The following is a 26,672-nucleotide window of genomic DNA, read 5'->3' on the forward strand; positions in this document are numbered from 1 at the left end:
ATTGCTTACTTTTGGGCGACAATCGACCATATAATATATGCTGTGAATATGTATAATCATCTATGAAAATTATTTTTTGATGATTTCATTAGACGATAAAATATTTTGAATATTCTGGAAATTTAATTAAATAATGAAATTAATTAAATCCTGATAATAGTTTATTTTGGTAATATTTATTATATACCGAATATACCTAAAAATAAATATTTAACGTTTATGTAAGCGATCGCTGAAAAAAAGCGCTATTTCATAATAGACATCTGGCCAGCCGATTGATTCTGCCGTTTTGAGGGGAGGGTGAAGTCTAATATCAATGAAATTGGGGAAATTGAGATTAATTATCGGGCGATCGCTTAATAAAACTTTAGATTTTTTTAAGATTAATTTGCTGAACAACCGGAGAAAAATATGCCATAGAATTAATATTGACAAAAAACCTAAAATTTGGTATATAAGCGATTATTTGTCAGTGGTGCTGTAGCGGCTCAACTGCGGGGATGCAACCAGCAGCCGATAGGGGCGATCGCTCATATAAGGCAACAGATTAAACAATCAGGGTTTTTAGCCGCAAGAATCAACCAGACATTTTACCTAGTCTGACGGTTTTTGTCGATCAATGGTCAACCCTTGCTCATCAGTCACTTGAGTCACTTTCACAAATCACTTTCACAAAAATTTTCCGCCAGACCACTATCTGGCTGATCGTTTCTTGAGCATTTCGAGCCAAAGCCGTCCAGCCACCCATTCACCGTGGCTGATTCAGATTAAAATGAAGCAGAATTCCTAACAACTTCCAAGGCTAGGAATATCTCAAGTGGCTTATAATCGTAAAGCCGAAGCAACTTTGGCGGGAATACAGACAGATAGACAATCTATTTTTATAGACGTAGCGAACCGGCGCTCTATTCAATCATGTAATTTATTGAACATCAACCATTTAGAGGTGACACAAGAATGGGGCCACTGGACAATTTACCACAAGACCCAGGATACCAGGATCCCAGAGAATTACAACGTCTTCTGGAGTCCATGACACGGGAGATTCGAGATATCCAACATACGTTAATGGTTCAACTGAACCAAGATTTGACAAGGCTTCACGCGGAAAAAGACCGGCTGAGGCAGGATATTCTGGAACTACAACGGCAAGAAAAACAGTTACAAACTCGGCAAATCCAAGGATTTAGCCGCCAGCAACTGGCTCAACAACAACTTTGGTCTAAGCAACTGGCGCAAGTCTTGGCGTCCAATCTTCAGGATGAACTCAGCCAACGCTTTAAGGAATTAGCTGTCCCAGTAGAACGTCCTAGCATTCGCGGGGCAGGGCCGAGTCCGAGTTTGTCTCAAGGGGCTACAGCCAGCAATCAAAGTGATAGCGCTTATCGTTTACTGGCTTCTTTCGATAACACCCTCAACACCACATTCAAGACTCTGCAACAAGAACTCAGTAGCTATCAAAGCTCGATTTCCCAACAGCTTAGTCGGATGCATTCGCTCCAGCAACAAGGAGAAGTCATTTTAGAGACTTTGGTAGAACGGCTGATTTCCCAACTTCAAGAAGATGCCGGGAGTGTGAGTTCTGATGTGGGCAAGTTGCTGGGCGATCGCTTCGCGGGGCAGCAGTTACCCCAACCCGCCCCCGCAAGCCCAACCCCCTACGGAACCGAACCTAGCCAACAAATGGGAGTAGTTGAGCGTCCGGCACCACACTCAGCCGCCACCTCAGCCCCAGCCCCGACTCCAGCACAAACCCAAGAACAAAAAAACTTTGTCACCGGGATCGTGCTGATTTTGCTGTCTTCGTTGATTATTTCGATTCAGAACATTGTCACGCGAGTGATTTTAAGTGTTCAGCCGGTGCTGTTTTTGGGAGATATGGGGGGCATCATTGGGCCGAGTGCGGGGAATTCTCTGTTAATTCTGGCCATGCGGATGATCTTTGTCGTGCCAGGAATGTTGATCGTCGGTTCCTTTGTCCACCCAAATACCTTGCGGGATATTCGGCAATTGGGAAATCCCGAAAAACGAGGGTCAGTGTGGATCGTTATTTTGAGTGGCGTTTCTTTGTTTCTTTCCCAGTTTTTTATCTACTTTGCCTTGGGAAACGTGGCGACTGGGGTGGCGATTTCGATTTTCTTTGTCTTTCCCACCGTCACCGTTTTGTTGGCATGGCTGATTTTTGGCAGTCGCCCAAGCTTTATTTTGGGTTTAGCCACGATTACGATCTATATCGGCTGCTTTCTGACGGTTCCTGCCGCCGCGTTTCAGTCCAAAGGCGACAGTAATATTTGGTTAGGTGCCGGAACTGCTTTGTTGTCTGGGGTGACTTTTGCGGGCTATGTGATTTTGACTCAATTGAGTGCCAAAAAGCTGAAATTGCATCCTGCCCCCTATAGTGTGATCAACTTTTTCGTCATTCTGGTTTTGGCGACGGGGGCGATGAGGTTGTTTCCCAGTAGTGTTCCTGAACAAAATTGGCCAGCGCTTTGGGGCGGGGCTTTGATTCTAGCCGCCACAACTTTGACGGGTTATGCACTGAACAACTTTGGCATTCCCATGATTGGTGCCGCTTTTGCCTCGGTGATTTCTGCATCTGGTCCCGCTTTGACCAGCTTGCTGGCAGTCGGGATTATCAGTGAAAGTTTGGCCTTGAATCAGTGGTTAGGTGTGGGTTTAGTGACTCTGTGGGTCATTGGCATTAGTGTGGATAATATGAGTCGGCAGAAACAAGCTGCTAAGAAATAATCCCCCAATCATCCCCATTTTTGGTTTGCTCTCACCTTTCTGTTGAGCAATGATCGGAGAAAATCAAAGAAAAAACCAGCGACAAGCGCGATCGCTGGTTTTTTCTTTTGCAGTACGCTTCAGGGATTAGAACCCATGACAAAGCTGAAACCATTGATATTGATATTGATCTTGCAATGAGTGAAAATTGAGTTACGTGATATCAGAAATAGGTTGAGTAAGTTCCTATCAGTTAATCAATTAAGTGTTTGTCTAAAACTACTAATATAAAATCTGAAGTCACAGACCTTAACCCAACTGATCGCACAATGGCACGAAGTCCCTACCATGTCTTAGAAAATCGACCCCACTTTGTCACCTGCACAGTGGTTAATTGGCTCCCGTTATTTTATCAAATTGAAATTGCTCAAATTATCTTAGATTCCCTCCAGTTTATGCAAGATAACCAGCGATTAGACTTATCTGGTTATGTGATTATGGAAAACCATCTCCATATGTTAGTCTCAGGCGCTAACTTATCTAAGGAAATAGGGAATTTTAAATCCTTCACCGCGCGATCAATGATTAATTGGCTTCAACAGAATAATTTTCATCACTTACTACAACAGCTTAAAATTTATAAACTTCAATATAAAACTGAACAAGAATATCAAGTTTGGCAAGAAGGATTTCAACCTCAAGCGATTTTCAGTGATGAGGTGTTTAGACAAAAGTTAGAGTATATTCACAATAATCCCTTGAGACGCGGCTATGTAGACCATCCAGCCCATTGGCGATATTCGAGTTATCGTAATTACATCGGTGAACCAGAAGTTTTACGTTTGGATAAAATTGATTTTTAGTGAGTGATTTATGCGATCGCTCTTGCAGAGCCTCGCTTACTGGCATTCCCAGGCTCTGCCTCGTGGCTTAACCGTGCTAACTGCGATCGCTCCGGCAGAGCAAGAGTGACTGGCATTCCCAGGGAGACCCTGGGAACGAGAATATACTCCCAAATTACTCCCAATTTCCGCTCAATTTCCGCTCAATTTCACCCTAGCAGCATATCATACTTCGCCACTAAAGCCGCTCGATTGATATCGCATAAAACATTATAAACTTTATCCCATAAGGCTTTCAGTCAATGGACACAACTGGACTCGAACCAGTGACCCCTACGATGTCAACGTAGTGCTCTAACCAACTGAGCTATGCGTCCTCACAAGTTATAAAGATAACACAGGTGTTTAGAAATATGCAAGAGTTTTGGCAAATTTTTTTGAGAATTTTTTGAGAATTTTCTGAGAATTTTCTGAATCATGCCCTTGATCGCCGTTCCCCCATCGCCGCAATCCCTACCCCAGTCAGCAATACAGCCGCACCGAGAAAGATTTGGGGGGGCGGAGTTTCCCGGAAAACGAGATAACCCAAGAAACTTGCGATCGCGGGTTCAACTAAAATTGAGGGTGTGACGGCATCTCGATCTAGAATTACAATATCTAGGCTATCTAGGGGCGCTTACAGCCCCCCTACCCCCCCTTTTGACAAAGGGGGGTGCTGCATACTGATAGCTGAATGCTGATAGCTGAATGCTGACTAGAAATCTAAAATCTTGTCTAAGCAACTAAGCATTTAGGCTGGTAAGAAATTTCCGCTTTTTTCAGCCGATTTAATACTTCTTGGAGGCGATCGCAATCTTCAATTAAGCTGATACGGACATATCCATCTCCCGCTTCCCCAAAGGCGTTGCCCGGAGTCACCACCACGCCAGTTTTCTCTAAAACATTCATAAAGAAATCCGTAGAATTCATGCCCACGGTGCAAGGCACCCAGAGATACATACTGGCTTTCGGGGGTGTAATATTCCAGCCTAATTCGTTCAACCCAGCCACGAGAAAATCGCGGCGTTTACGATAGCGTTCTTGATTTTGATGAATATAAGAATCTGGGAGACTTAAAGCGGCAGCAGCCCCCGCTTGGACTACCGCAAACATCCCATAGTCCATATTACTTTTGAGACTAGATAAACCCTTGATAATTTGAGCATTACCCACCACAAAACCCGCTCGCCATCCCGCCATACTATAAGTTTTAGACAGGGTATGAAACTCTACGCCAATTTCTTTGGCTCCGGGAATTTCTAATAAGCTGGTGGGATGATAGTCGTCAAAGGAAAGTTCCGCATAAGCTAAGTCATGGACTAGCATGATTTCATAGTGACGAGCCCATGCTACAATTTCTTCAAAAAATTCCCTAGGGGCGGTAGCGGTTGTGGGATTATTCGGATAATTAAAATAGATAATTTTGGCTCTTTGGGCTACTGCTTCGGGAATCGTATTTAAGTCGATTAACCAGTTGTTTTCTGGTTTCAAGACTAGGGGATAAATTTCGGCGCCCGCTAAGATTGGGCCGCGAAAATGGGCGGGATAAGCTGGACTGGGAACCAGCACAATGTCCCCAGGATTAATATAGGCGATCGCCAGGTGAGAGAGTCCTTCTTTTGACCCTAATACCGGCAAAGCTTCACTGTTGTAATCGAGTAAAACATTGTAACGACGTTTATACCAATCGGTGATGGCTTTACGAAATTCACCGATGCCTTCAAAAGGCGGATAGCCATGATTTTGGGAAGTGGTCATGGCCGCGATCGCTGCATCAATCACGGGTTGAGGTGGGGAACCATCGGGGTTTCCCATCCCCAAATCAATCACATCGACCCCTTGTTGTTTTGCCTGATTTTTCAGTTCCGCTAAATAACCAAATATATACGGGGGTAGCTGATTCAGCCTTTCCGCTTGATGATTTTGCCAGTTGATATTCATGGTTGATAAGTCCCGATTCACTGCGCCGGGAACCGACAGGTTTTCTAAAGTTTGGATACTCATTTATGTGATAATTCCTGATGGGGTTTACTTTTATTATATAAATTACCCGATTATTTTTAGTCAAGCAGCTAAAAAATTCAGAGAAAAATTAAGATATTTTTTAGATTTATTTTTGATGACTTTCTGAATAAATGTAAAAAATATAAATTTTTCTGGCCAGCCAATCTTTTTGGCGGGTAAAAACTGAGGGGATTTTGACATCTTGAATCTAGGGAAAAGTAGAGTAAATCTATCAAAGCATATTTTTACCGAGTCCGGGAAGCAACTTCCCTAAAAAATACATTTCTTTACAAAAAGTGTACTTATGTAAAGAAATGTGAAGTCATGTTGCGGGATAGGTGATGTCACCAAACCCTGATGATGTCTGAATTTCAGGATGTTTAGCCTCAGTCTGACTGAGGCGATTCGCCCCTAAGCGCAAGGGGCTGCGCTTCAGGGCACCCCAGGCAACCTGCCCCTGGCAACCGGGGGGGTCGATTTCCAGGCTGCTAAATTGAGGCAGGATGCTTAAGTCTCTTTACGATGGCAAACAAAACCGATCGGTAAATTCTTGGAGCTAGACTAAACCATGATAGAGCGGATGATTTCCCTGCTGGGGTTGGGGGTATTTGTGGGGATGGGTTATCTGTTTTCCACGAACCGCCGAGCAATTCCTTGGCAAACGGTGCTTTGGGGCATTGCCTTGCAACTTATTTTAGCGATTTTTATCCTCAGAACTAGGGTCGGTTTGGCCTTGTTTCAGTTTTTGGGCGATCGCATCAACACTTTTCTCAACTATGCGGATGCGGGTTCTAAGTTTGTTTTTGGGGATAACTTTAGCGAACATTTTATGGCTTTTAAAGTGTTGCCTACCATCGTTTTTTTCTCCTCGTTTATTTCCTTACTTTATTACTACGGAATTTTACAGCGAGTAGTGCAATGGGTGGCTTGGGTGATGATGCGAACCATGAAAACATCTGGGGCAGAATCCCTTAGTTGTGCGGCCAATATTTTTGTGGGACAAACGGAAGCCCCGCTGATGATTAAGCCTTATATTAATTCCTTGACTCTTTCCGAACTTCATGCGGTGATGACCGGGGGATTTGCGACTATTGCCGGAGGGGTAATGGCAGCTTATCTTTCTTTCGGAGTACCTGCGGAACATTTAATCGCCGCTTCGGTGATGTCCGCCCCCGCAGCCCTGGCAATTTCTAAGTTATTTTATCCCGAAACTGAAACATCTCTCACTGTTGGACAAGTGCAGGTGAAAGTTGAGCAAAGTTATGTTAATGCGGTGGATGCGGCGGCAGGTGGTGCCAGAGATGGAATGAATTTGGCCTTAAACGTGGGGGCGATGTTAATTGCGTTTTTGGGGTTACTAGCTTTTTTTAATGGCTTATTAGGTTGGCTGGGCAATTTGGTGGGTTTGCCTCAGTTGTCTTTAGAGTGGATTTTTGCTTATGTGATGGCTCCCGTGGCTTGGTTGATGGGGGTGCCTTGGGCAGACTGTGCCCAGGTGGGAATTTTGTTAGGGAAAAAGACTATTTTAAATGAGTTTATTGCTTATTTGGATTTGAAAGTTTTGATGGATAATGCCCGAAAAATTGCATCGGGGGAAGTGGCTGCGGGGTCGCTGCCGGTGATTTCTGAACGGGCTAAGGTTATCGCTACTTATGCTTTATGTGGTTTTTCTAATATTGGCTCGATCGCCATCCAAATTGGCGGAATTGGTGCGATCGCGCCACAGCGTCAGGGGGATTTAGCCCGCTTAGGAATTCGGGCGATGATTGCCGGTTCTTTGGCCTGTTTTATGACCGCTTGTATCGCCGGAATGTTATTGTAATTGGCGTCAGAAAGGTGGGATATAGTAATTCACCACAGAGACACAGAGGACACAAAGGGAAGGAGATTAAGCCCCAATTTGCGGCTTAGTTTAATAGACAATTCTGGCAAACAGGACGGATCTATCCCCCCAACCCCCCTTAAAAAGGCGGGATTTGCACGAATTTTGCCAGAATTGTCTAATTTTTGCCTTGTCACCCTGGACTTGGGAAAAAACCTGGTTGCTGAACTACCATTTACTTACGAGTGGGAAACCGATTAATATTCGCCGAACCATAAAAGACGATCGCCTGATTTTGGATGCGGATGCGGTCTACTCGCAGTTGAGTTCCTTCCAGGGCAAATTTGTCTAGGTCTAACAAATTATTTACATGAGTAATCACCGCTTTACCGAGGGCTAATTCCTCGTCATTGCCAGTATATTGCACATCCACAAATTGAATTTTTTTGCGGTCTTCCACGATCACCGAAGTGGTAAAATCAAGAGTAATTGTTTTGTCCTCACTGCCAATGGTAATTTGAGATTTTAGCCGCAAAGTTTTATCACTATTTAAGGTAATTGTAGTATTCTGAAATTTGAGAGATTGTCCTTCATACTGAAGTCTTTGCAGTTTTTCCGTGACAAATGGGGTATTGAAAGAAGTGGTTAAATCTTCTTCAGTCAATACCACTCTCATGCTGGCTTCAGTTGGTCGCCGCAATTTTACCTGACCCGTAAAAATCGCCCCAAAGTCAATGGAAACAGCTTGCAGATACAACTCCATTGCATTAATTCGCAAGCCGTTATACATCAACATCCCTTTACCGATGAAATCAAAGCCATCAATGCTTCCCTGTAACAGCTTGGTTACAGGTTCAGCCCGAACATTGGCCTCGATATTTTCCGACCGTTTAAACAAAGCCGCGATCGCACTACCAGCGACTTTACTTACGAGACGATCTCCACTTTGATCTTGAAACATTGTGTTGCCAAACAAACCGGATACCATGCCACCATACGCTGCCAAGTCTTATTATAACTTCACATTAAAAATTGTAAATTCACTTTTGTGACCTCACTAATAATATTTGCTTATGTTTCCAGGTCATTGCCCGATCCCCCCTAACCCCCCTTCAAAAGCCCGATCCCCCCTAACCCCCCTTCAAAAGGGGAGGAACCGAAGTGTTGCTACGTCCCCGGCAAGATTAGCCCGTGGGGAATGCGGATCATGGGGGATCCGTTGCTTAATCTGGCTTCTTTTTCACGTTCATCAGAGGGGTTCCTTCCACACAGGCGCCATCGAGTAACGCCCCAGTCCACTGGGTTTTCTCCATCTGGGCACAGAGTAAGTTCGCTCGCTGTAAATTCGCGCCCCGCATGACCGCCCCATTTAAATTTGCTTGTTCTAAATCTGCCTGAGAAAGATCGGCGCCGGAAAGATTGGCATTACTTAAATCTGCCCCAGCTAAATTTGCTTTGGCTAAACTGGCGCCCCGCAGGTCAGCCCCGTGCAAATCAACGCCACTTAGGTCTAACTTCCGACCAGCGATGCCAGCCATAAATGCTCCAGCAAAACTGGCGCCCCGGACTTCCGCATCCTGGAGGTTAGCGCCGGTTAAGTCCGCATTGCGACAGTCGGTTCCTTGTAAATTGGCGCCGCTTAAGTTAGCGCCTCGGAGGTTGCCTCGGAGTTGGGCTTGGGATAAGTCTGCCCCACTGAGATCGGCCCCTTTTAAGTTGGCTTGGGATAGGTCGGCTTCAGCGAGTTTGGCGCCGGATAAGTTGGCGCCGATGAGTTTAGCATCGCTGAGTTGTTTGATTTTACCAGCGCGAATTTCTTCTATATTTAAAGGTGTGAATTTGCTCATAAATTGCTGATGAATGCTGATGAATATAGATAGTTTTAATGAGGATTTACCGGGTTTCTACAAATCATCTAACCAAACATTGGGGAGTTGACTAGGGCGATCGGGTAGTTGCATCATGCCCATTTCGGTGAGTCGGACGACATGAGAAAGAGATGCAACTAAAGCCGGATCGAAGCGAGTTTCACTCAATTCTTGGCATTTTTCCAGGGCAACGGATAAACTTACCCCTGGGCGACTGCCTCGTGGTTGAGTGAGGTCTTGAAAGTAAGCAACGAGGGCTAAAATCCGCGATTCAATGGGGATTTCTTCGCCGCGTAAGCCATCGGGTTGACCGCTACCATCCCAATATTCTAATTGATGAGCGACAATATTTGTTACAGGGGCTAATTCCGGCATGGCCGCAAGTAATTGGGCGGCAATTTTTGCCCGATCGCGCCAAAATCCCAGAGTAACATCATCGAATTCACTTTTAGTCTGGGTAAATACTTCTTTGGGGGCAGAAACTAACCCAACTCTAAATAATAATCCCGCTAATCTTAATCGACGTAATTTTAAGGTGGGTAAATCTAATAATTGCCCCAAGGTTTCTGATAATGCGGCAACTTGTAAAGAGGCTACGGGATTGGTGGGATCTCGTTCATCGACTCGTTGGGCTATGCGTAAAAATGCTTGGAGTTTATTGGCATTTAAATTCCGACTGAAGCGCAGGGCTTTTCCTTCTAATTCCCAAAGTTCTCTGGTTTGGCGATTCACTGAAATCATTTGTTGCTGAGAACTTTGTAAGTAAGTGACGATGCGAGAAACTACCCCACTTAGATCCGCAGGGGCGATCGCCTCTTTCAGCAGAATCTTTTGCAATTTTACCCGTAGCTGGTTGGCTAAATTTGCGTCATAATAACGCACTTTTTCAATCAAAATTTCCGCTGATTTGGCTACTACGGGGCGATCAAATGTCCATAAACCATAAAATTTTCGCTCCATATCCACATCAGGTTTACCATCGGGCAGATATTCATCTTCTGACAGTTCGTGGCATAGCAAAGTTGCCTGATAATTAGGAGCAATAATAATTAAATTCCATTCTTGAACTAAACTATCATTGAGGTCAAGATTCACCAATGATACATTGTCTAATTGACTGGTTTTATGGCTGATAAATCCACTATCTGCCACCGCAGAAATTACCACATGATTAGATGCTTGGGCAATTTCTTGATAGCGATCGGCTTCTTGTAAATACCATTTCCCTTGTTGAAAAGTGACTAATACTAAAGGTTTTTGGGTAGACTCAGGGCTACTACTTTGTAAAATATGATCTTCGAGGGCGTGGCAAAGCGCCACCAAGGTATTTTTAAAATAAACTCCGTAACTAGAAGGCAGTTGTTGGTCAGGTAAGTTGGTTTTCAGTTGGTTGAGAGTTGATTCTGGTTTCATCGAAAAACGGCGCTCCCTACGATGTTTCTATGATAGCGGCGATCGGGCCATTTAAGATAGGGAGCGGGGGAGCTTCTGGTGCAGAGGGGCAGAGGAGCGGAGGGGCAGAGGAGCGGAGGGGATGAGGGGCAGAGGAGCGGAGGGGATGAGGAGAAATATATCTCCCCCGCTCCCCCGCACAAGACGCTCCCCCGCTCCCCACACCCTACAGGGGTTTTCTACTGAGTAAACTACATTAACCGCCAGGGAATCGTCTTCCCGCCGCTTTCAGCGCAAGCCTGCCCCCGTGAAGACCGCCATCGTCGGTTAAAACCGACTAAAATTCTGTACGGGTCAACAGCCGTTGACCCCTACCAAGCATGATTAATCGGTTTTAACCGACTGTAGGGGTCAACGGCCGTTGACCCCTACAGGCGGGGATTTTAATCCCCGACGGGTGTGGTTTACAAGGGCAGAAAACCGCCGCCCCTCCGCCCCTCCGCCGACGGCGGTCTCCTCTGCCCCCCTGCCCCCCCGCACCAGAAGCTCCCCACACCCTACACCTTAGTTCTGAAAAACTTACTCTTTGGTGCCACAAAGGACACCGTAACGAATCAATCCTCGTTGATAACCTCCACTCATCAAGCCTAATGCCAGGGCGCCTTGAATGGTCTGCCAACCGGCGCTGAGTAAGCCAAAAATCGCTTGCAGGCTAAAGGCAGAACTGATGACAGTATTCCAGAAGGGGGCGACAGCAGTAGACCAATCAACGGTATGGATATTTTGGAAGCCACAATCATGGGCGATCGCCTCATATTCTGGCAGGGAAATCACATAAGGCAAATAGTAAACTCGGTACAAATCCGCTAAATGTTTTGCTTCATCAGCGGTCAATGCCCCTCCAGAAGCGGCATCGGTGGGACGATGACACCAAGTAGCCAAAATCAAAGTGCCCCCCGGTTTGAGCACCCGATAGCATTCTTGGAGAAATTTTTGTTTATCGGGCATATGTTCGCCACTTTCTAGGGACCAGACCAAATCAAAGGACTGATCCGCAAAGGGCATATTTAACGCATCGGCAACTTGAAATTCACAGGATATATTCGCTTCAGCCGCTCGTTCCGTTGCTCTCGTCGCTTGCACTGGACTGAGAGTAATTCCCGTACCCTTAGCGTTACAATATTGAGCTAAGTATAAAGTGCTACCACCGATGCCACAGCCCACATCGATAAATGTGGATAGATTTTTGGTGACATCTCTGCCTAGCTTCTCTGATGTCCAGTTCACCAATTCGTGAATTAGATCAATTTGGGCTTGACGGCGTTCTACTTGTTTCTGACCGTCGGCGCCGTAATAGCCGTGGTGCATGTGTTCGCCCCAAATCGTTTCCCACAAACCGCTGGAGGCGTCATAAAATTGCTTAATTTTTTCAGAAAGTGCTGAACTCATGGTTGATTTCTGATTCACAGAATAGATTTAAACTGAACTTTAGCGAACTTTAGCAGAATTCGCTTATCTTCGGTTCAGCCAGTTAAACGTTTTACAGGAATCCGTCCGATGTCCTTTTCAGCTTTTTTGCATTTTCACCTCTTTGACTCTCAAAAATTAAAATATCGGATTCTTTCCGTTTATTTTATGCCAATTATTTTGTTTGCGATCGCTAGTTTTATTGTGTATAAAAATGGCGTAAATATTAGCATAAGCAAAGAAAAATTTACTCGGGCACATCAATCATTAAATGATGTGAAAAGATTGGGGTTTAGCCTAACTTTAATGCAACGGTCTGCCTTGGGGTATATGATCGGTCAAGATCCAGTGTATCTCAAAACATTTGAACGGTGGGATGACCTGTTTTATCAACAGTCAGAAATATTACGATCCACTATCGTTGAGCCACGACAAAAAGAATTATTAAATAAGATTATTACATTAGGCTATGAAAGCGGAGAATTTGACCGGCGGTTAATTTCTTACATTGAACTGGGAAATCCTAATAAGGCTATTGAAACTTGGAATCAGGGCAACCGACAACAAATTATTCATCAATTAGAGCAGCTTTTGGCCGATTTTGAAGCGATCATACAGGAGGAGCTTCAAATTCAAAGTAATCAAGCAGATGTGGCATTAAAATCTCTCCCCTGGGCGGTATTTGGATCGACTTGCTTGGTTGCGGTGGTAGCGATCGCCCTGGGTTTAAGGTTAGCAGGGGCGATCGCTGATCGGATGAACCAAGAAGCCACGGCAGTCGCGGGTTCAGCCCTGGAAATCGCTGCCACCATCGAAGAACAAGCCCGTACCTCAAGCTTACAAGCGTCTTCAGTCCATGAAACTACCACCACCATTGATGAGTTAAATGCCTCAGCGAGAAAAATGTCAGAACAAGCCGAAAGTTCTGCCCGCAGCGCTAGGGTCATTCTTGAACTCACCACTAAAGGAAGTCATGCCATTGAGCAAAGTTTAGAAGACATGAGTCTATTACAGCAAAAAGTAGGGGCGATCGCCGAACAAATTCAAGAGTTAAATCAGCAAGCCAGTCAGATTCGCCAAATCATCAGTTTGGTCAGTGATTTTGCCAGTCAAACCAATATGTTAGCCCTGAACGCATCGGTAGAAGCAGTGCGGGCTGGAGAACAAGGGAAAGGTTTTGGGGTTGTGGCTAATTATATTCGTCAACTTGCGGATCAAAGTCGGGCATCGAGCCAACAAATTGATGAATTGATTACTGAGATTCAAAGCAAAATTCAAGCTACTGTATCCGTTTCTCAAGAAGGGCAAAAAATTGTCGCCACTAGCGTACAAATTTCAGAAAATACAGCAGCAGCCTTTACACAAGTTAGGAATTCTATGAATGAGATGGCTTTGAATTCTCAGCAAATTTCCTTAGGGGCCGTCCAGCAAACTCAGGCGATCGAGCAGATTGTTCAGGCTATGCAAAATCTGAATATTGCCGCTAAAGAAAGCGCAGAAGGCATCATCCAAGTTCAAATTGCTACTCAACAGTTAAGTCATTCGGCTGAAAATTTACAAAAGATGATTTAGTATATGATTTATTATATGCTTTAGCAAGCATTGCCCACCAAATTGTGATGGACAGCCCTTGAATCAAAGATAAGCATTCAGCGGTTATAAGTTGGGGTGATTCGCTTTTTCAGTCCAACAATAAAATTTACTCTAAATTCTCAGAAATAAAAAAAATGGCTATTTTATCTTCAAATTATTCTCTTGAGTCAACTTATTCTCTTGAGTCAACTTATTCTCTTGATTCAATTGGATTGCATACCGGGCTAATTAAATGCCCGAATTGTGGTCAATTTCACTCTAATGCTATGGCTCCTCATGGCCATGCAGTTTGGGCAGATATGCCCAAGGATACCGTCGATTTGACCCAAGATTTAATTAAAATGGGGGTTTATTCCTCAGAGGTTGTGGATTTAGCCAAAACTCTGACGGAAAATCAGTTAAAAGTTTCTTTAAGCCAATTTTTCCGCGATTCGCTCTTCGAGCGATCCGCTTCGCGGAATCGCCTCATCCTAGAACAACCAGACCTAGAACAACCAGACTATGAGTTAAATTCATCTAATTTGGTAGATCGCCTTTGTTTAGAAGTGGTTCAAGAAGCGGGAGGCATTCAGGCTGCTTTTGCCGCTGCTTTTGGCGATCGCCAAGGGGAACTATTTGAAAATACCATTAAAACAGGAAAGTTTAATCGGCGGCAATTTTTAGCCAGAGTGCTCACGGTGGCTGCGTTAATTATGCTCACCAATTGTCAAAAAGACAATACCGCAGATTTGACATCCGATTCGCCAAATGATTTAGCACAAAAATTAGAAAAAAACCAGCTAAAAATAGGGTTTATGCCGGTGACTTGTGCCACGCCAATTATTATGTCACAGCCTTTAGGTTTTTATGAAAAATATGGCCTAAAAGTTGAATTAGTGAAAATGCAAAATTGGGCACAAGTCAGGGATGCCGCGATCGCTGGTGAACTGGATGCTTACCACATGATTGCTGCCATGCCTTTAGCCATCAGCTTGGGCTTAGGGTCTGCCCGGTTTCCCATAAAATTGGCCAGCATTGAAAATATCAACGGCAATGCCATGACTGCGGCAATCAAACATAAAAATAAAGTCAAAAGTGCAGCGAACTTGAAAGGATTTACCATCGCTATTCCTTTTATTTATTCCATGAATAATCTTTTATTACGTTACTATCTTGCCGCTGGGGGAGTAAACCCCGATCGAGATGTCAAATTGGTGGTTTTGACCCCAGCAGATATGGTAATAAAACTGGCTAATGGGGAAATTGACGCGATGATGTGCCCAGGACCGTTTAATCAAACAGCCGTGGCGGAAAAACTGGGTTTTATTCATATTCTGAGTTCGGAAATTTGGCCGGGACATCCCTGTTGTTGTTTAGCCACAGGGCAGCCTTGGATTGAAGAAAATCCCACTACCTTTCGGGCATTAAATAAGGCAATTATTGATGGCTGTAATTATGCCAGTCAATCACAACATCGCCCCGAAATTGCCCGGGCGATCGCTGCCCCAGAATATTTGAATCAACCAGAATCTTTAGTCAAAGCAGTGCTCACCGGCAGCTTTGAAGATGGTCTAGGCAATACACACAATGTGCGCGATCGCATTGACTTTGACCCCTATCCTTGGAAAAGCTTTTCTTATTGGATTACCACCCAATTTCAACGCTGGAACCTCATGCCATCAAACGTAGACCATGAAGCCATTGCTGATGAAGTATTTCTCACCGGGTTAGCTAGGCATCTCGCGAAAAAATTAGGTCAAACTCCCCCTACAGTGATTCTGCGTAAAGAACAATTGAAATATGATCAATTTGACCCCACAGACCCGGAGTCTTATCTTCAAGGGCAAATTAAAAAACATGGGTTTTAGTTATTTGTTATTTATTGTTAATTATTTGTTATTTGATATCGGTTATTATTGGTTATTTGTCGTTGTTTATTTGTTATTTAACATCAAATCCGGGCAAACTCCTACTAATCTTCCATCTGGGAGAATTTACCAATTTTTTAACATTTATTCATATAAATGCCTATTCAGGGAACTTGAAAATTTTTGTCTGGTGAATTAAAATATAGATAATCAATCCGGCAAGCCACAGCATAAAATGCCTGACGCTCCAAGACATTTGCGGATTTTATCTGGGAAAACTGGGGTCAGTCATCTCGAAAATCTCTAAAAAAGTCACCGAATATTTTTGCAGCAAATCAGCTTTTTTTTTAAGATTTTATACAAAACCTTGAGGGCAGACTCTCAAGAATGTAACCAAAAATAATGTTTTGGTAAAAAATGTTGCATTTTTTACCGGGTTGATCCGATAATGTGTAATTATAAAAAAAAAGTTAAGGAAATGGTGAGGCTGGTTTAGTCTGTATTCCAGCGATATTCCAGCGATCGCAAAACAAACCGATGCTCCAAATCCTTGATCCAAGATGAGGAGCTTTTAAAAGGAGGTAAGTATGAGTCCCAGCACGCTGCGCCATCTTTGGCACTTAATTGAAAAAACTCAGGGCAGCATCTTATTATCGATGGACGATCAGGGGTTGGTGCAATGGTTGATTTCGCAATTTCAGCAAGAACAAGCACTCGACCCTCAAGAAACTAATTATATTCAAAATTACCTGAACTCTAGACTCTTGCTGATTAGAGATTTGGCTCAACAACGGATGGCCACATAAATAATTCCCTAATCATTCCCTGTTTTGATTGTGGTTGGGATGACTGGACTTGGTTTACTTGACTTTTTTGAAGTGATTTCGGTTCAGTCAGTCTAGCTTTAGCGCTGAAAAAAAATCGCTCACCCTTCCCGAAAGAGTGGGTGATAAGTTTTTTTGAGCATTTTGAGCATTTTGAGCATTTTGAGCATTTTGAGCATTTTGAGCATTTTGAGCATTTTGAGCATTTTTAAGGAGAATTTTTCTGAAATTTGGTGAGCCAGCAACCGAATCAGGTTTTTAAGATTTTTGTCCGTAAACCAGGATTATGCTCTATCTTTTTTTGCGGTTTTGCGGGGCGGATGGTTGACAGACTTAGGGTGAATTAGTAAAAATAATAATATCCAATATGTTTCACGTTCCAGGAGAAATCGCTCACAGAAACTCTAAAAAAAAGGTAAAAATTAAAGAATTTAAACAATCTATAAAAATTAAAAAATTGAGCTAAATAACTGATCTAAACAAAGGTGAATTCAGGGAGAAAGTCGATTTTCACTGTAAAATTCACCAATGCGGGTGAGTTTTTTAGGTAGAAAGAGCAGAGCAAGCCAATTTCTCTGCTCTTTAGTGTTGTGCGACTTTGTGCGACAAGGATGATATGATATCTGTTGTTGGACTAGAACCGCTAGATCGCGTCTGATTATCAGTTGTGAGATGAAAACAACGAAAAAAACGAAAAAGATGATCGAATTCCTCAAAACAAGATTAATCCCAATCAATGTGGGCAATTAATTTGGGCAATTAGGGAACTGGTTCTGTAAGCCCGGTATCGGTGACAACAACAATATGTTGTTGGAGGTGAAAGTGAATCCAAAAGAAGACTCTGTACTCCATTCTACTGCTGCATCTGAACGATCGCCATCTCACCATGATGGTAACCCTGACCAGTCATGGTTACAGATATTTTATGAGTATTTCCCGGCGATCGGCTTCACCCTTGATGCCACAGGAGTTATCTGCTGGGCGAATTCATTCGCGGAAAAATCCCTGGGTTATCTGGATGAGGAATTAGTGGGCAAGCGGTTTGGGGAGATCCTGGTTGCCTCAGAATGGGATCTGTTCCCAGAGGAAATCAATCCTGATTTAAATCCAGTAGGTGTAGTCAGAATTTTCAACAGTGGTCTGAGAAAAAAAGATCGGAGTATTTGTTGGGTAAAACTGACTGTGCGCCCGATCGCTACTAAGGTAGAATGCGGCAATCAGATCCCATTATCGGCGCCGTTAAGTTCTCCAGGAATTTCTCCAGGGATTTCTCCAGGAATTTCTCCAGGGATTTCTCCAGGGATTTCTCCAGGAATTTCTCCAGGGATTTCTCCAGGGATTATTTTAGTTGTGGGTCAGGTTTTGGGTGAGGAAATTCCCCCAGCAAAAGATCGCAGTTTATGGCAAGAAAAATTAGAGAGATCGCTGGCTTTACTGCAAGGGTTGATCGAATCTAGTCCCAATGGCATGATGCTGGCAGATAGTCAGGGGGAAATTATCGCCTGCAATGAGCGATTTCGCCAACTTTGGGGACTGTCCACGGGATTACAACATAGCTCATCCCAGTCTGAACTTGAGGCGATCGCGGCTCAATTAAAAAATCCCGAAACTTTTACCCAAAAAATTCAGCAATTATCGACATCTGATGGGTTCGCTGATCAATTGCTGGAATTAAAAGATGGTCGAATTTTTGAATTTTCCACCCAACCTCAACGCTGGCAAAATCAAATTGTTGGCCGAATTTGGATCTTTCAAGATATTACGGAGCGATCGCAGACTCAAGCCACCCTCAAATTTACCCAATTATCCATAGATCGCACGGCGGAAGCTGCCTTTTGGTTATCCGCTGACGGTCGGTTTTGTTATGTCAATGATGCCGCTTGCCGTTCCTTGGGATATCGGCGAGAACAGCTATTAGAAATGACAATTTTTGACATTAACCCCGATTTGACAGAAGCCGACTGGCAACAACAATGGCAAGACTTAAAGCAACGGGGATTTTTTCATTTAAAGTTTCATACCCTTTCAGAAAAAGGCACCACCACCCCCTTAGAAGTCACCGTCAATTATGTAGAGTTTAAAGGGGAAGCTTATGGATGTTCTTTTATTCATCAAATTTCCCAAGGCAAGGAAAATGATTTAAGCCGACGCCAACAGCAAGAACGACAAAAAATCCTCAGCCAAATAGCTACTAAAATTCGTCAATCGCTGAATGCAAAAGAAATTTTGCAAACCACGGTGGATGAAGTTCGCCAATTATTAAATACCGATCGCGTCATCGTCTTCCGATTTAATCCCGATTGGAGTGGTCGGGTTATTGTGGAATCAGTCGTCTCCGATTCGTTGGCAATTTTAAACGAAAACATTCTCGATACATGCTTTGAAAACCGCTATATTGTCCCGTATCAAGAAGGTCGCGTTAAAGCCACTGAAGATATCTATACAGCGAATCTGACTCAATGTCATCTGGATTTATTATCGCGGTTCCAGGTCAGAGCAAATTTAGTGGTGCCGATTCTCTTTAATCAAGCAATTAACCATCAAGCAATTAACCATCAAGCAATTAACCATCAAGCAATTAACCAGTCATCTTTAGAACAGCAAAAAGAACAGCAAAACATATTACAAAAAAACCAATCAAAAGCCGATAATTCTAAGTTATGGGGTCTGTTGATTGCCCATCAATGTCGCGGCCATCGGCAATGGCAATTGTGGGAAATGAATTTACTGCAACAATTAGGGGTTCATGTGGCGATCGCAATTCAACAATCCACTTTATTTGAAAAACTACAAGCGACAAACAAAGAGTTAGAACGCCTTGCCAGTTATGACGGTTTGACCCAGGTAGCTAATCGCCGTTTATTTGATACGTTCTTACAAAAAGAATGGCGACGAATGCTCAGAGAAGAGTCCTGGTTATCCTTAATTTTATGCGATATTGATTACTTTAAACCTTACAATGATACTTACGGACATTTAGCCGGGGATAGTTGTTTGCAACAAGTGGCAGCAGCTATTAGTTCGGTGGTCAAACGTCCCGCTGATTTAGTCGCCCGTTATGGGGGCGAAGAGTTTGCGATTATTCTGCCGAATACCCACTTGTCCGGTGCCATAGAAGTTGGGGAAAAAATTTGCACTCAAATCAATCAGTTGAAAATTCCTCATCAGGGGTCTTTAGTGTCTCATCAAATCACACTCAGTTTAGGAATTGCCAGTATTTTTCCCCGTGCCGGTGAATCACCCACTATTTTGATTAATGCCGCAGATCAGGCATTATATCAAGCCAAAGAACAAGGGCGCGATCGCATCTGCACGAACAAAGTTTCTTATTTTTAAAAAAAATCTCCTGATTGTTACTCCGCGAGCGGCCATCTCGATCCGGTGGACTTTAGGCTGGGCTAGATGGTGGACTTCTAACCCGCTGATTTTCCTCTGATTTCAGGCAACCGGATCTAATCCCGATCTAATTTAGTCGAATCTTCCAGAATTTTCCAGAACAATTAACTGTCTGGGGATATCTTTGATAAGGACAGTTTAAATGTAAGTCTAAATTAAGTCTAATTTAATTCTAAATACAGTGGGGAGTGTAAAACCGATGAGATTCTCTTGGCGTTGGTTATTAAGTCTTGGATTCATGGGATTATCCGTAGCGGTTTGGATCAGTCAGCCTGCTTTATTAGCCAATAGTGCCAGTCAGCCTCCATCCCACCAGGCACAATTAGCAAATCCCGGAACCTTTAACCCTTCTGGTAAATTTGCCCTGGTCAAAACCCTGGACGACTCAGAACAAGGGCATATCTCTAGAGTCAACGACCTGGCGATTAGTCCCGATGGCAAAGTGCTCATTAGTGCCAGTCGAGATAAAACCATTAAACTCTGGAATCTAGAAACCGGCAGATTGATCGCCACCTTAGCCCAAGATGCTAAAGAAGTTTACTCCGTGGCTATTTCTCCCGATGGGCAAACTTTGGCCAGTGGCAGTGCTGACGAAACCATCAAAATTTGGAAATTGAACCTCAGCGAACTGGCAATCAATTCCGAGACTCCCGTGGCTTCCTTGGAGTTCACCAAAAAAGCCCACGACTTCGGGGTCAGTGCAGTAGCCATCTCTGCCGATGGGCAAACCCTGGCAACGGCCAGCCCAGATAAGAAGATTAAATTATGGAACCTAGCCAATCTCGAACAAAAAGATGAGCTTAAAGGCCATAAAAGCTTTGTTTGGGACGTTGCGTTTAGTCCGGATGGTCGCAGCTTGGCCAGCGCTAGTTACGATCAAACCGTTAGAATTTGGAACTTAGGCAGAGGGTTTCGTAAACGGGAACTGAAAGGTCACGAGTCCCCAGTTCTCTGTGTGGCGTTCAGTCCTGATGGTCAAATGCTGGCTAGTGCCAGCAACAATGGCACGATTAAGTTATGGAATTCCCGCACAGGTCAAGTGATTAGTACCCTGGCCAGACATACTTCTACGGTGATGTCCCTGCAATTTAGCCCCGATGGACAATATTTAGCCAGTGGGGGTGCAGATAATGCGGTGAAAATTTGGAATCCGACTAATGGTGCGGTTCTGGAAACCTTGTCAGGCCATATTAATCCTGTGACAGCGGTTGCTTTTACCCCCGATGGTAAGACCTTAGTGAGTGGTAGTGCCGATCGCGCAATTAAAATTTGGCGGCGTGGGGCAAATTAAACCTTGGATTGAGCAATCATCAATAACTAAGAAACGAACTAAGAAAGGAACTAAGAAAGGAACTAAGAAAGGAGAAACCATGACTAATTCATACTCTGAAAGCGATAAAGAATGGTGGGCGCAACAATGGGTTGATTTATTAAATTCTTATCGGTTTAAAAAGCGTTTAGAACGAGGGCGTCGCTATGCGATGGAAGGAAATGTGCTATCCATTGACTTTTCTGAACAAAAGATCATCGCTAAAGTCCAAGGCACTGAATCCGAGCCTTATGAACTCTCTTTATGGTTGGATCGGTTTACGGAAGAAGATTGGCAATATGTGGTAAAAAGCTTATCGGAAAGAGCGATATTTTCCGCGAAGTTATTAGCCGGAGAAATGCCTGCTAATATTGAGGATATTTTTGCGGCCAATGGCTTAAGGCTGTTTCCGTTTAAATTATCAGAAATTCATTCTCGCTGTAGCTGCCCGGATAAGGCTAATCCTTGTAAACATATTGCAGCGGTCTATTATTTGTTGGGCGATCGCTTCAGTGAAGACCCATTTTTATTATTTCAATTGCGCGGTCGCAGTCAAGCAGAACTGATTGCAAAATTGCGTGAAATTCGAGAGATTGAATCCGCAGACAATCCCAATGATACTGATAATTTTATCGAAAAAAATCAGGTAAAATTCGCTCACCCACCCCTGGATTTAGAAGAATTTTGGCAATACGATCAACCCTTAGATTCTGGCTTAGTGGTCATTGCCCCTCCACCAAGTAGTGAAACGATTTTAGATGTGCTAGGGCCGGTGGGTTCTTCGGTTGTGACGGAGTATTTGCAAACAGTTTATCCTCTGATTAGTCAGCAGGCAATGCTCGCGGGATTAAATCGAGAGAACTAATAGACATTCCTGACTTTCATACCGGCATGGTAGATCCCGGTATGAAAGTCAAAATTTTCTAATAAAAATCCCCGATTCAAACTAGCGGATTAATGGGTAATTTTTCTCACAGAACCAATGGCAAGTTAAAAATCCCACATGACGGGATTATTATCTAAATGCTGAGTTACTGTGCGTCCGATGGCATCAATTTCTGCTAAAGCTTCGGGGGATAATTTGACCGATGCGGCTTTGGCGTTGGCGATCGCTTGTTCGGCATTTCTTGCCCCAACAATGGCACAAGTTTGAGGTTGAGCAATTAACCACGCTAAAGATAACTGAGCTAAGGTACAATTGTGGCGAGCCGCGATGGGTTTTAATGCCTCTAAAGCTTGCTGAACTCGCTGATAGTTGTCTTTCTGATAGAATAGTTTATTTTTTGCCCGATGATCGCCTTCGGCAAATTGGTGGTCTGGGCCAAATTTGCCTGTTAATAATCCCTGGGCTAAAGAAGAATAAGCGATGATGGCAATATTCTGTGCCACACAATAGGGCATTTGGTCGGTTTCTACTTGTCGCCAGAACAGAGAATAAGGCGGTTGTAAACTATCAATTTGGCCATATTGGGCGGCTTCTTCCATTTGCAGACGAGAAAAGTTAGAAACGCCAATGGCGCGAATTTTTCCTTGTTGTTTGAGGTCATTCATCGCCCGCATTGTTTCTTCGATTGGCACAATTTCGCTGCCAAAACTGCCCGATGGCCAATGAATTTGATACAGATCGATATAGTCAGTTTTCATATTTTTTAAAGAAGATTCGCAGGCTTTGATTACTTGGTCGTATTTCAGATGATTGGCAAAGACCTTGGTGGCATAAACAACCTGCGATCGCACATCGGACAATGCCTCCGCTACGATTTTCTCTGAATGACCATTGCCATAAACTGCGGCGGTATCGATGGTAGTAATTCCCGCATCAAATGCCGCCCTTAATGCTTGAATGCTCTGGGAATCTTCAATCCCTACCCACATGGCTTTACCGGCTTGCCATGTCCCCATAATAATCGGGGTAATTTTCAGATCGGACTTGCCTAAAGTGCGCGTTTCCATGTTGGCCTCTTTCCTGATATTTTCCTGCTATAATTTACCCTAAAATTAATGAATTTTTGGCAATAGCCAACAATCACTTACAAAAATCTAGTGATGGAACTAACTGCTACATTAAAAGAATGGGCGGTAGCGATCGATGCCCTAACCCAGGGTAAAACGATTTTGCTTCTGCGTAAAGGGGGAATTCACGAAACCGGAGGACGGTTTCAGGTCAAGGGCGAGAAAGTTTTACTCTATCCGACATTCGAGCATCAAAAACCCGAATTACTTAAATCAGCTTATGCGGAGCAAATCAACCCGGTCGAGTCAACTGGACATCCCCAAACTGTCAAGATTACGGCTTGGGCGGAAATTACAGATATTTTCACCCTAAAAACTGACCAAGGGGATGCAATTTTAACTGGGTTATCGCCGTTTCATATTTGGCGCGATCGCCTGATCCGCGATCGATTTAACTGGAAACCGCACCAACCCCTCTATATTTTATTGTTACGCGCCTACAAACTTGCCGAAAACCAGGTAATTTCTGACCCTAAACAATATGGTGGTTGTCGGTCATGGATTGACTTAGCCCAACCCATTTCGCTCAACGGTTCCCAGCCAGTTTTAGACGAATCGACTTATCAACAACTTGTGGAGCAAATTCGCCCAATTATTCTATCTAATTAAAAAATAACCCAAATCTGAGTATTTCCCTATTTTTTCATTACAGCTTATCGAGTGCTACTGAGCGAAATTGGAGTGAACAGAGATTATCAGTGGTAAAACTGAAGCCTATAAGCCATAGCCTATAAGGGTTTAGGCCAAGCGGATGATGAGACTCGAACAGAAAGCCAAAGTTCGGGGGGCAAGAGAAATTCCCACTTAGCCGGGGACTACCGGGGGGATTAAGCACGGCATAACTTTCTCCCCTCGAATCTCCCCTCGAATCTCCCGACTTGATAGCTAAGAACCCCTGTAACCGATTTAGGTGACAGGGGTAAAAGCCTTGACTGGAGAGGGTTTGAGAGTAAGCGGATGGTGGGACTCGAACCCATGACATTCAGCTTGGGAAGCTGACGTTCTACCACTGAACTACATCCGCGTAATTTGGTGACTTTTGTTTCCAAAATCACACTAGAATCACATTATATAACCACAACCCCAGGATTTGTCAAGTAGGGCGGATTCAGATTCAGCGATCGCACCGCATCTCCCGCACCGCAGCACGACCGGATCTTGGAACTGACCTCTGGGAAGCGATCGCACTTTTCAGTCTGGTTTATAGCGGTTATTATCGTGATCAAGTACAGAGTTTTTCTGGATTCCCGCATATAGCCCTTTGGGTATGGGCTTCGCAAGGACGCGGGAATGACAGGTTTTTTTGTCCTTCATCACTCTGACAAGTGCTTTAAGCATTTGAGAGGTATAGTCACGGGTTTAAAGCCGTGACTACAAAGATATGGATGCTAAATGGGACAACAGCCAGCGACAACATTGCCGGGACAACATTAAGCAGTTTTCATGGTTGCTCGATCTTGCAGCAAGGTTTTAATCCCCGATTTTTCCAGAATTCCCAAAACTACTCCATTTTCATCAATTACTGGGAGTTCGGTGACTTTATATTCTTCCAGTTTTGTTACCACTTCCAATAAGTTTTGGGTGGATTTGACAAACTGAATATCCGCTGGTTTCATTAGGGCTTTTACCTGAGTAGTTGGCCATTCGTGGGTGGGAATATGTTTCATGTCATCTACCAACAGTTCGCCCATAAATTTGCCACTTTCATCGATGACTAAGAACTTGCGCCAGGGGTTTTTGCCAATCACATATTCGTTAGCAAATTCTCGCAAAGAAAGGTGAGCAAAAATAACTGGACTATCTGGGGTGACAGCATCAGCAGCAGTAAATTTGGTCAACTTATCTTGTACGTTGGCAGATTGGGCGGCCATGCCAGCATTTTGCAGCAAGAAGGCACCAATTAAGACATTCCAGAAATTGTTAAAGCTACCAAAGAATAACACCGGAATTAAGCCAGAAATAATCGCCATCCAGCCGAAAAATTGACCCACTCGTCCGGCAAATAAAACCCCTTTGTAGGGGTTGCCAGTGATTTTCCAAACCGCTGATTTGAGGATGTTGCCTCCATCAAGGGGTAAACCGGGAATTAGGTTAAAAGTACCAATGACCAAGTTGATGTAAGCTAAGAGTTGCACCACCGCCGCGATCGCCCCTGAAATATTGGTGAATGTACCAATGGCGGTGAAAATGCCAAATAAAATGAAGCTGACCAATGGGCCGGCGATCGCGACCCAAAATGCCTCTCCTGGGGTTTTGGATTCTCTCTCCAGGGTTGCGAGTCCACCAAATAAAAATAGGGTAATTGATTTAACTTCAATTCCCTGTTTAATCGCCACAAAGCTGTGTCCTAATTCATGGGCTAGAACCGAGGTAAATAACAACAATGCGGCGCATAATCCCAAAATCCAGGGTAAAATTATTCCTAAGTTAAATTGAGTAGCTAATTGACTGCCGTAGCTAAATGTGACTAAAGCTAAGACCAAAAACCAGGAAGAATTGATATAAAATGGGATGCCAAATAAATTACCAACTTTAAAACTGCCGTTCATAGTTATTTCCTCTTAATTCAGCTTGGCGAGGTGTTTTCTCGATTCGTTATTCTCATTGTAACAAACTGTAAAGTTACTGTGTATAGATAATTTTTCGTGTTACCCGTCCCTTATGGTTCGGTTGTCTCCGTAACCGCCGCCCCACTTATTGAATAAATCAGCTTTATTGCGTAATGCACTAGGCTGAAAAATGCGATTCCCGCAGGGATCGCTACGCGAATCGCTGTCAACAATTAACCATTAACGGTCAACGGTTATCAAAAACTGTGAAATAATAGTCAGTATAATTTTAACCGCAATCTTGCCTCGATACCTGAACGAGTGGAGATGCAGTTGTGTTGAACCAAAGGAGTAAGTCAAAAACGTGATTCAAAATATCCTCGTTGCCATTGATGGATCTGATTTATCAGAGCAAGTGATCGGCACTCTTCATCAAATTAAACTTAGCAGCGATACTAAAATTATCCTGTCTTATGTAATTCCTAATACCGGGGCTGACGTGGACGTGGCTGCCGATCGCCCGCAAGCGGATCAAGAAGATGTGGCTTATATTCACATGAAAAAGCTCATGGAACCCCTGCAAGCGGAATTTTCTTGCCCCAGTGAATTGGAAATTGTCACCGGGGATCCGGCAGAAGAAATTATCCGGTTAGCCAACATATATAAGGCTGATTTAATTGTAATTGGTAGTCGGGGGTTGACGGGGATTAACCGAATTTTACTCGGTTCAGTCAGCAGTCAAGTGGTGGCAGATGCTCACTGTTCGGTTTTAGTGGTTAAACCCAAATCAAACCATTAAACCATCCATAGTGGCAGTGTAGATGTCAAACTTTTCCGACTTTCTTAAAAGATGTTTTCTGATATTTTTTATGTTTAGTCAACTAATCTATAAATAGTAATTAGCTATCAGCCATCATGTATCAGCTATCAGGTATCATAAGACGGCTGACGGCTGATACCTGACCGCTGACGGCTGACCG

Annotated in this window: 18 protein-coding genes and 2 tRNA genes; 11 read left to right on the forward strand and 9 right to left on the reverse strand. The window is 43.7% G+C overall.

From position 1 onward, the window contains the following. Positions 1-957: 957 nt before the first annotated feature. Entirely contained in the window at positions 958-2,748 is a 1,791-nt protein-coding gene (locus ABWT76_RS09435) for a DMT family transporter (RefSeq protein ID WP_054465702.1), read from the forward strand. A gap of 308 nt (positions 2,749-3,056) precedes the next feature. Further along, positions 3,057-3,590, forward strand: a complete 534-nt coding sequence (locus ABWT76_RS09440; RefSeq protein ID WP_054465703.1) for a transposase — start codon at positions 3,057-3,059, stop codon at positions 3,588-3,590. A 282-nt stretch (positions 3,591-3,872) separates the two neighbouring features. Here the strand turns inward: ABWT76_RS09440 and ABWT76_RS09445 are convergent. Together ABWT76_RS09445 and ABWT76_RS09450 are read right to left on the reverse strand one after the other, a co-directional pair. After that, a tRNA-Val gene (locus tag ABWT76_RS09445) sits at positions 3,873-3,946 on the reverse strand. Between the two features lie 397 nt (positions 3,947-4,343). Then, the gene (locus tag ABWT76_RS09450; RefSeq protein WP_054465728.1) at positions 4,344-5,549 is read right to left on the reverse strand and encodes an aspartate aminotransferase; all 1,206 of its coding nucleotides are present in this window, start codon (positions 5,547-5,549) and stop codon (positions 4,344-4,346) included. Between the two features lie 634 nt (positions 5,550-6,183). On the opposite strand from ABWT76_RS09450, the gene ABWT76_RS09455 reads away from it, so the two are divergent. Beyond that, positions 6,184-7,434 carry a NupC/NupG family nucleoside CNT transporter gene (locus ABWT76_RS09455; protein ID WP_054465729.1) on the forward strand — a complete coding sequence of 417 codons (1,251 nt, stop codon included), beginning with the start codon at positions 6,184-6,186 and terminating at the stop codon, positions 7,432-7,434. 235 nt (positions 7,435-7,669) lie between these two features. Here ABWT76_RS09455 and ABWT76_RS09460 read toward each other — a convergent pair whose 3' ends face one another. From ABWT76_RS09460 to ABWT76_RS09475, 4 genes are all read right to left on the reverse strand, one after another. After that, entirely contained in the window at positions 7,670-8,422 is a 753-nt protein-coding gene (locus ABWT76_RS09460) for a DUF2993 domain-containing protein (protein ID WP_054465704.1), read from the reverse strand. 235 nt (positions 8,423-8,657) lie between these two features. Beyond that, positions 8,658-9,281: a pentapeptide repeat-containing protein gene (locus ABWT76_RS09465; protein WP_054465705.1), complete on the reverse strand. Its 624-nt coding sequence runs from the start codon at positions 9,279-9,281 to the stop codon at positions 8,658-8,660. A 57-nt stretch (positions 9,282-9,338) separates the two neighbouring features. Beyond that, positions 9,339-10,715, reverse strand: coding sequence for a DICT sensory domain-containing protein (locus ABWT76_RS09470; RefSeq protein ID WP_054465706.1), 1,377 nt, complete (start codon positions 10,713-10,715; stop codon positions 9,339-9,341). Between the two features lie 558 nt (positions 10,716-11,273). After that, positions 11,274-12,143 carry a methyltransferase domain-containing protein gene (locus tag ABWT76_RS09475; protein WP_054465707.1) on the reverse strand — a complete coding sequence of 290 codons (870 nt, stop codon included), beginning with the start codon at positions 12,141-12,143 and terminating at the stop codon, positions 11,274-11,276. Positions 12,144-12,251: 108 nt separating this feature from the next. On the opposite strand from ABWT76_RS09475, the gene ABWT76_RS09480 reads away from it, so the two are divergent. The 6 genes from ABWT76_RS09480 to ABWT76_RS09505 all read left to right on the forward strand — a co-directional run bounded on the left by ABWT76_RS09480 (position 12,252) and on the right by ABWT76_RS09505 (position 21,995). Beyond that, entirely contained in the window at positions 12,252-13,733 is a 1,482-nt protein-coding gene (locus tag ABWT76_RS09480; RefSeq protein ID WP_354635996.1) for a methyl-accepting chemotaxis protein, read from the forward strand. 155 nt (positions 13,734-13,888) lie between these two features. Further along, positions 13,889-15,601 (forward strand): ABC transporter substrate-binding protein, encoded by a 1,713-nt coding sequence (locus tag ABWT76_RS09485; RefSeq protein WP_354635997.1) that lies wholly within the window; start codon positions 13,889-13,891, stop codon positions 15,599-15,601. 587 nt (positions 15,602-16,188) lie between these two features. Further along, positions 16,189-16,407, forward strand: a complete 219-nt coding sequence (locus ABWT76_RS09490; RefSeq protein ID WP_054465711.1) for a hypothetical protein — start codon at positions 16,189-16,191, stop codon at positions 16,405-16,407. A gap of 840 nt (positions 16,408-17,247) precedes the next feature. After that, positions 17,248-19,761: a diguanylate cyclase domain-containing protein gene (locus tag ABWT76_RS09495; RefSeq protein WP_197285248.1), complete on the forward strand. Its 2,514-nt coding sequence runs from the start codon at positions 17,248-17,250 to the stop codon at positions 19,759-19,761. 259 nt (positions 19,762-20,020) lie between these two features. Then, positions 20,021-21,112, forward strand: a complete 1,092-nt coding sequence (locus tag ABWT76_RS09500) for a WD40 repeat domain-containing protein (protein WP_082348802.1) — start codon at positions 20,021-20,023, stop codon at positions 21,110-21,112. 79 nt (positions 21,113-21,191) lie between these two features. After that, positions 21,192-21,995, forward strand: a complete 804-nt coding sequence (locus ABWT76_RS09505; RefSeq protein WP_054465714.1) for an SWIM zinc finger family protein — start codon at positions 21,192-21,194, stop codon at positions 21,993-21,995. A gap of 125 nt (positions 21,996-22,120) precedes the next feature. Here ABWT76_RS09505 and ABWT76_RS09510 read toward each other — a convergent pair whose 3' ends face one another. Continuing rightward, positions 22,121-23,083 carry an aldo/keto reductase gene (locus tag ABWT76_RS09510; RefSeq protein ID WP_054465715.1) on the reverse strand — a complete coding sequence of 321 codons (963 nt, stop codon included), beginning with the start codon at positions 23,081-23,083 and terminating at the stop codon, positions 22,121-22,123. A gap of 93 nt (positions 23,084-23,176) precedes the next feature. On the opposite strand from ABWT76_RS09510, the gene ABWT76_RS09515 reads away from it, so the two are divergent. Then, on the forward strand, positions 23,177-23,752 hold the full coding sequence (locus ABWT76_RS09515) for a DUF1802 family protein (protein WP_054465716.1): 576 nt from the start codon (positions 23,177-23,179) through the stop codon (positions 23,750-23,752). Positions 23,753-24,095: 343 nt separating this feature from the next. Here the strand turns inward: ABWT76_RS09515 and ABWT76_RS09520 are convergent. Further along, positions 24,096-24,167 (reverse strand) — tRNA-Gly (locus tag ABWT76_RS09520). 406 nt (positions 24,168-24,573) lie between these two features. Then, the gene (locus ABWT76_RS09525) at positions 24,574-25,692 is read right to left on the reverse strand and encodes a site-2 protease family protein (RefSeq protein ID WP_054465722.1); all 1,119 of its coding nucleotides are present in this window, start codon (positions 25,690-25,692) and stop codon (positions 24,574-24,576) included. Between the two features lie 364 nt (positions 25,693-26,056). On the opposite strand from ABWT76_RS09525, the gene ABWT76_RS09530 reads away from it, so the two are divergent. After that, a complete protein-coding gene (locus ABWT76_RS09530) occupies positions 26,057-26,491 on the forward strand; it encodes a universal stress protein (protein ID WP_054470290.1) in 435 nt (144 codons plus the stop codon). Positions 26,492-26,672 lie beyond the last annotated feature (181 nt).

This window comes from Planktothricoides raciborskii GIHE-MW2, assembly GCF_040564635.1.
GTDB classification, from domain to species: Bacteria; Cyanobacteriota; Cyanobacteriia; order Cyanobacteriales; family Laspinemataceae; genus Planktothricoides; species Planktothricoides raciborskii.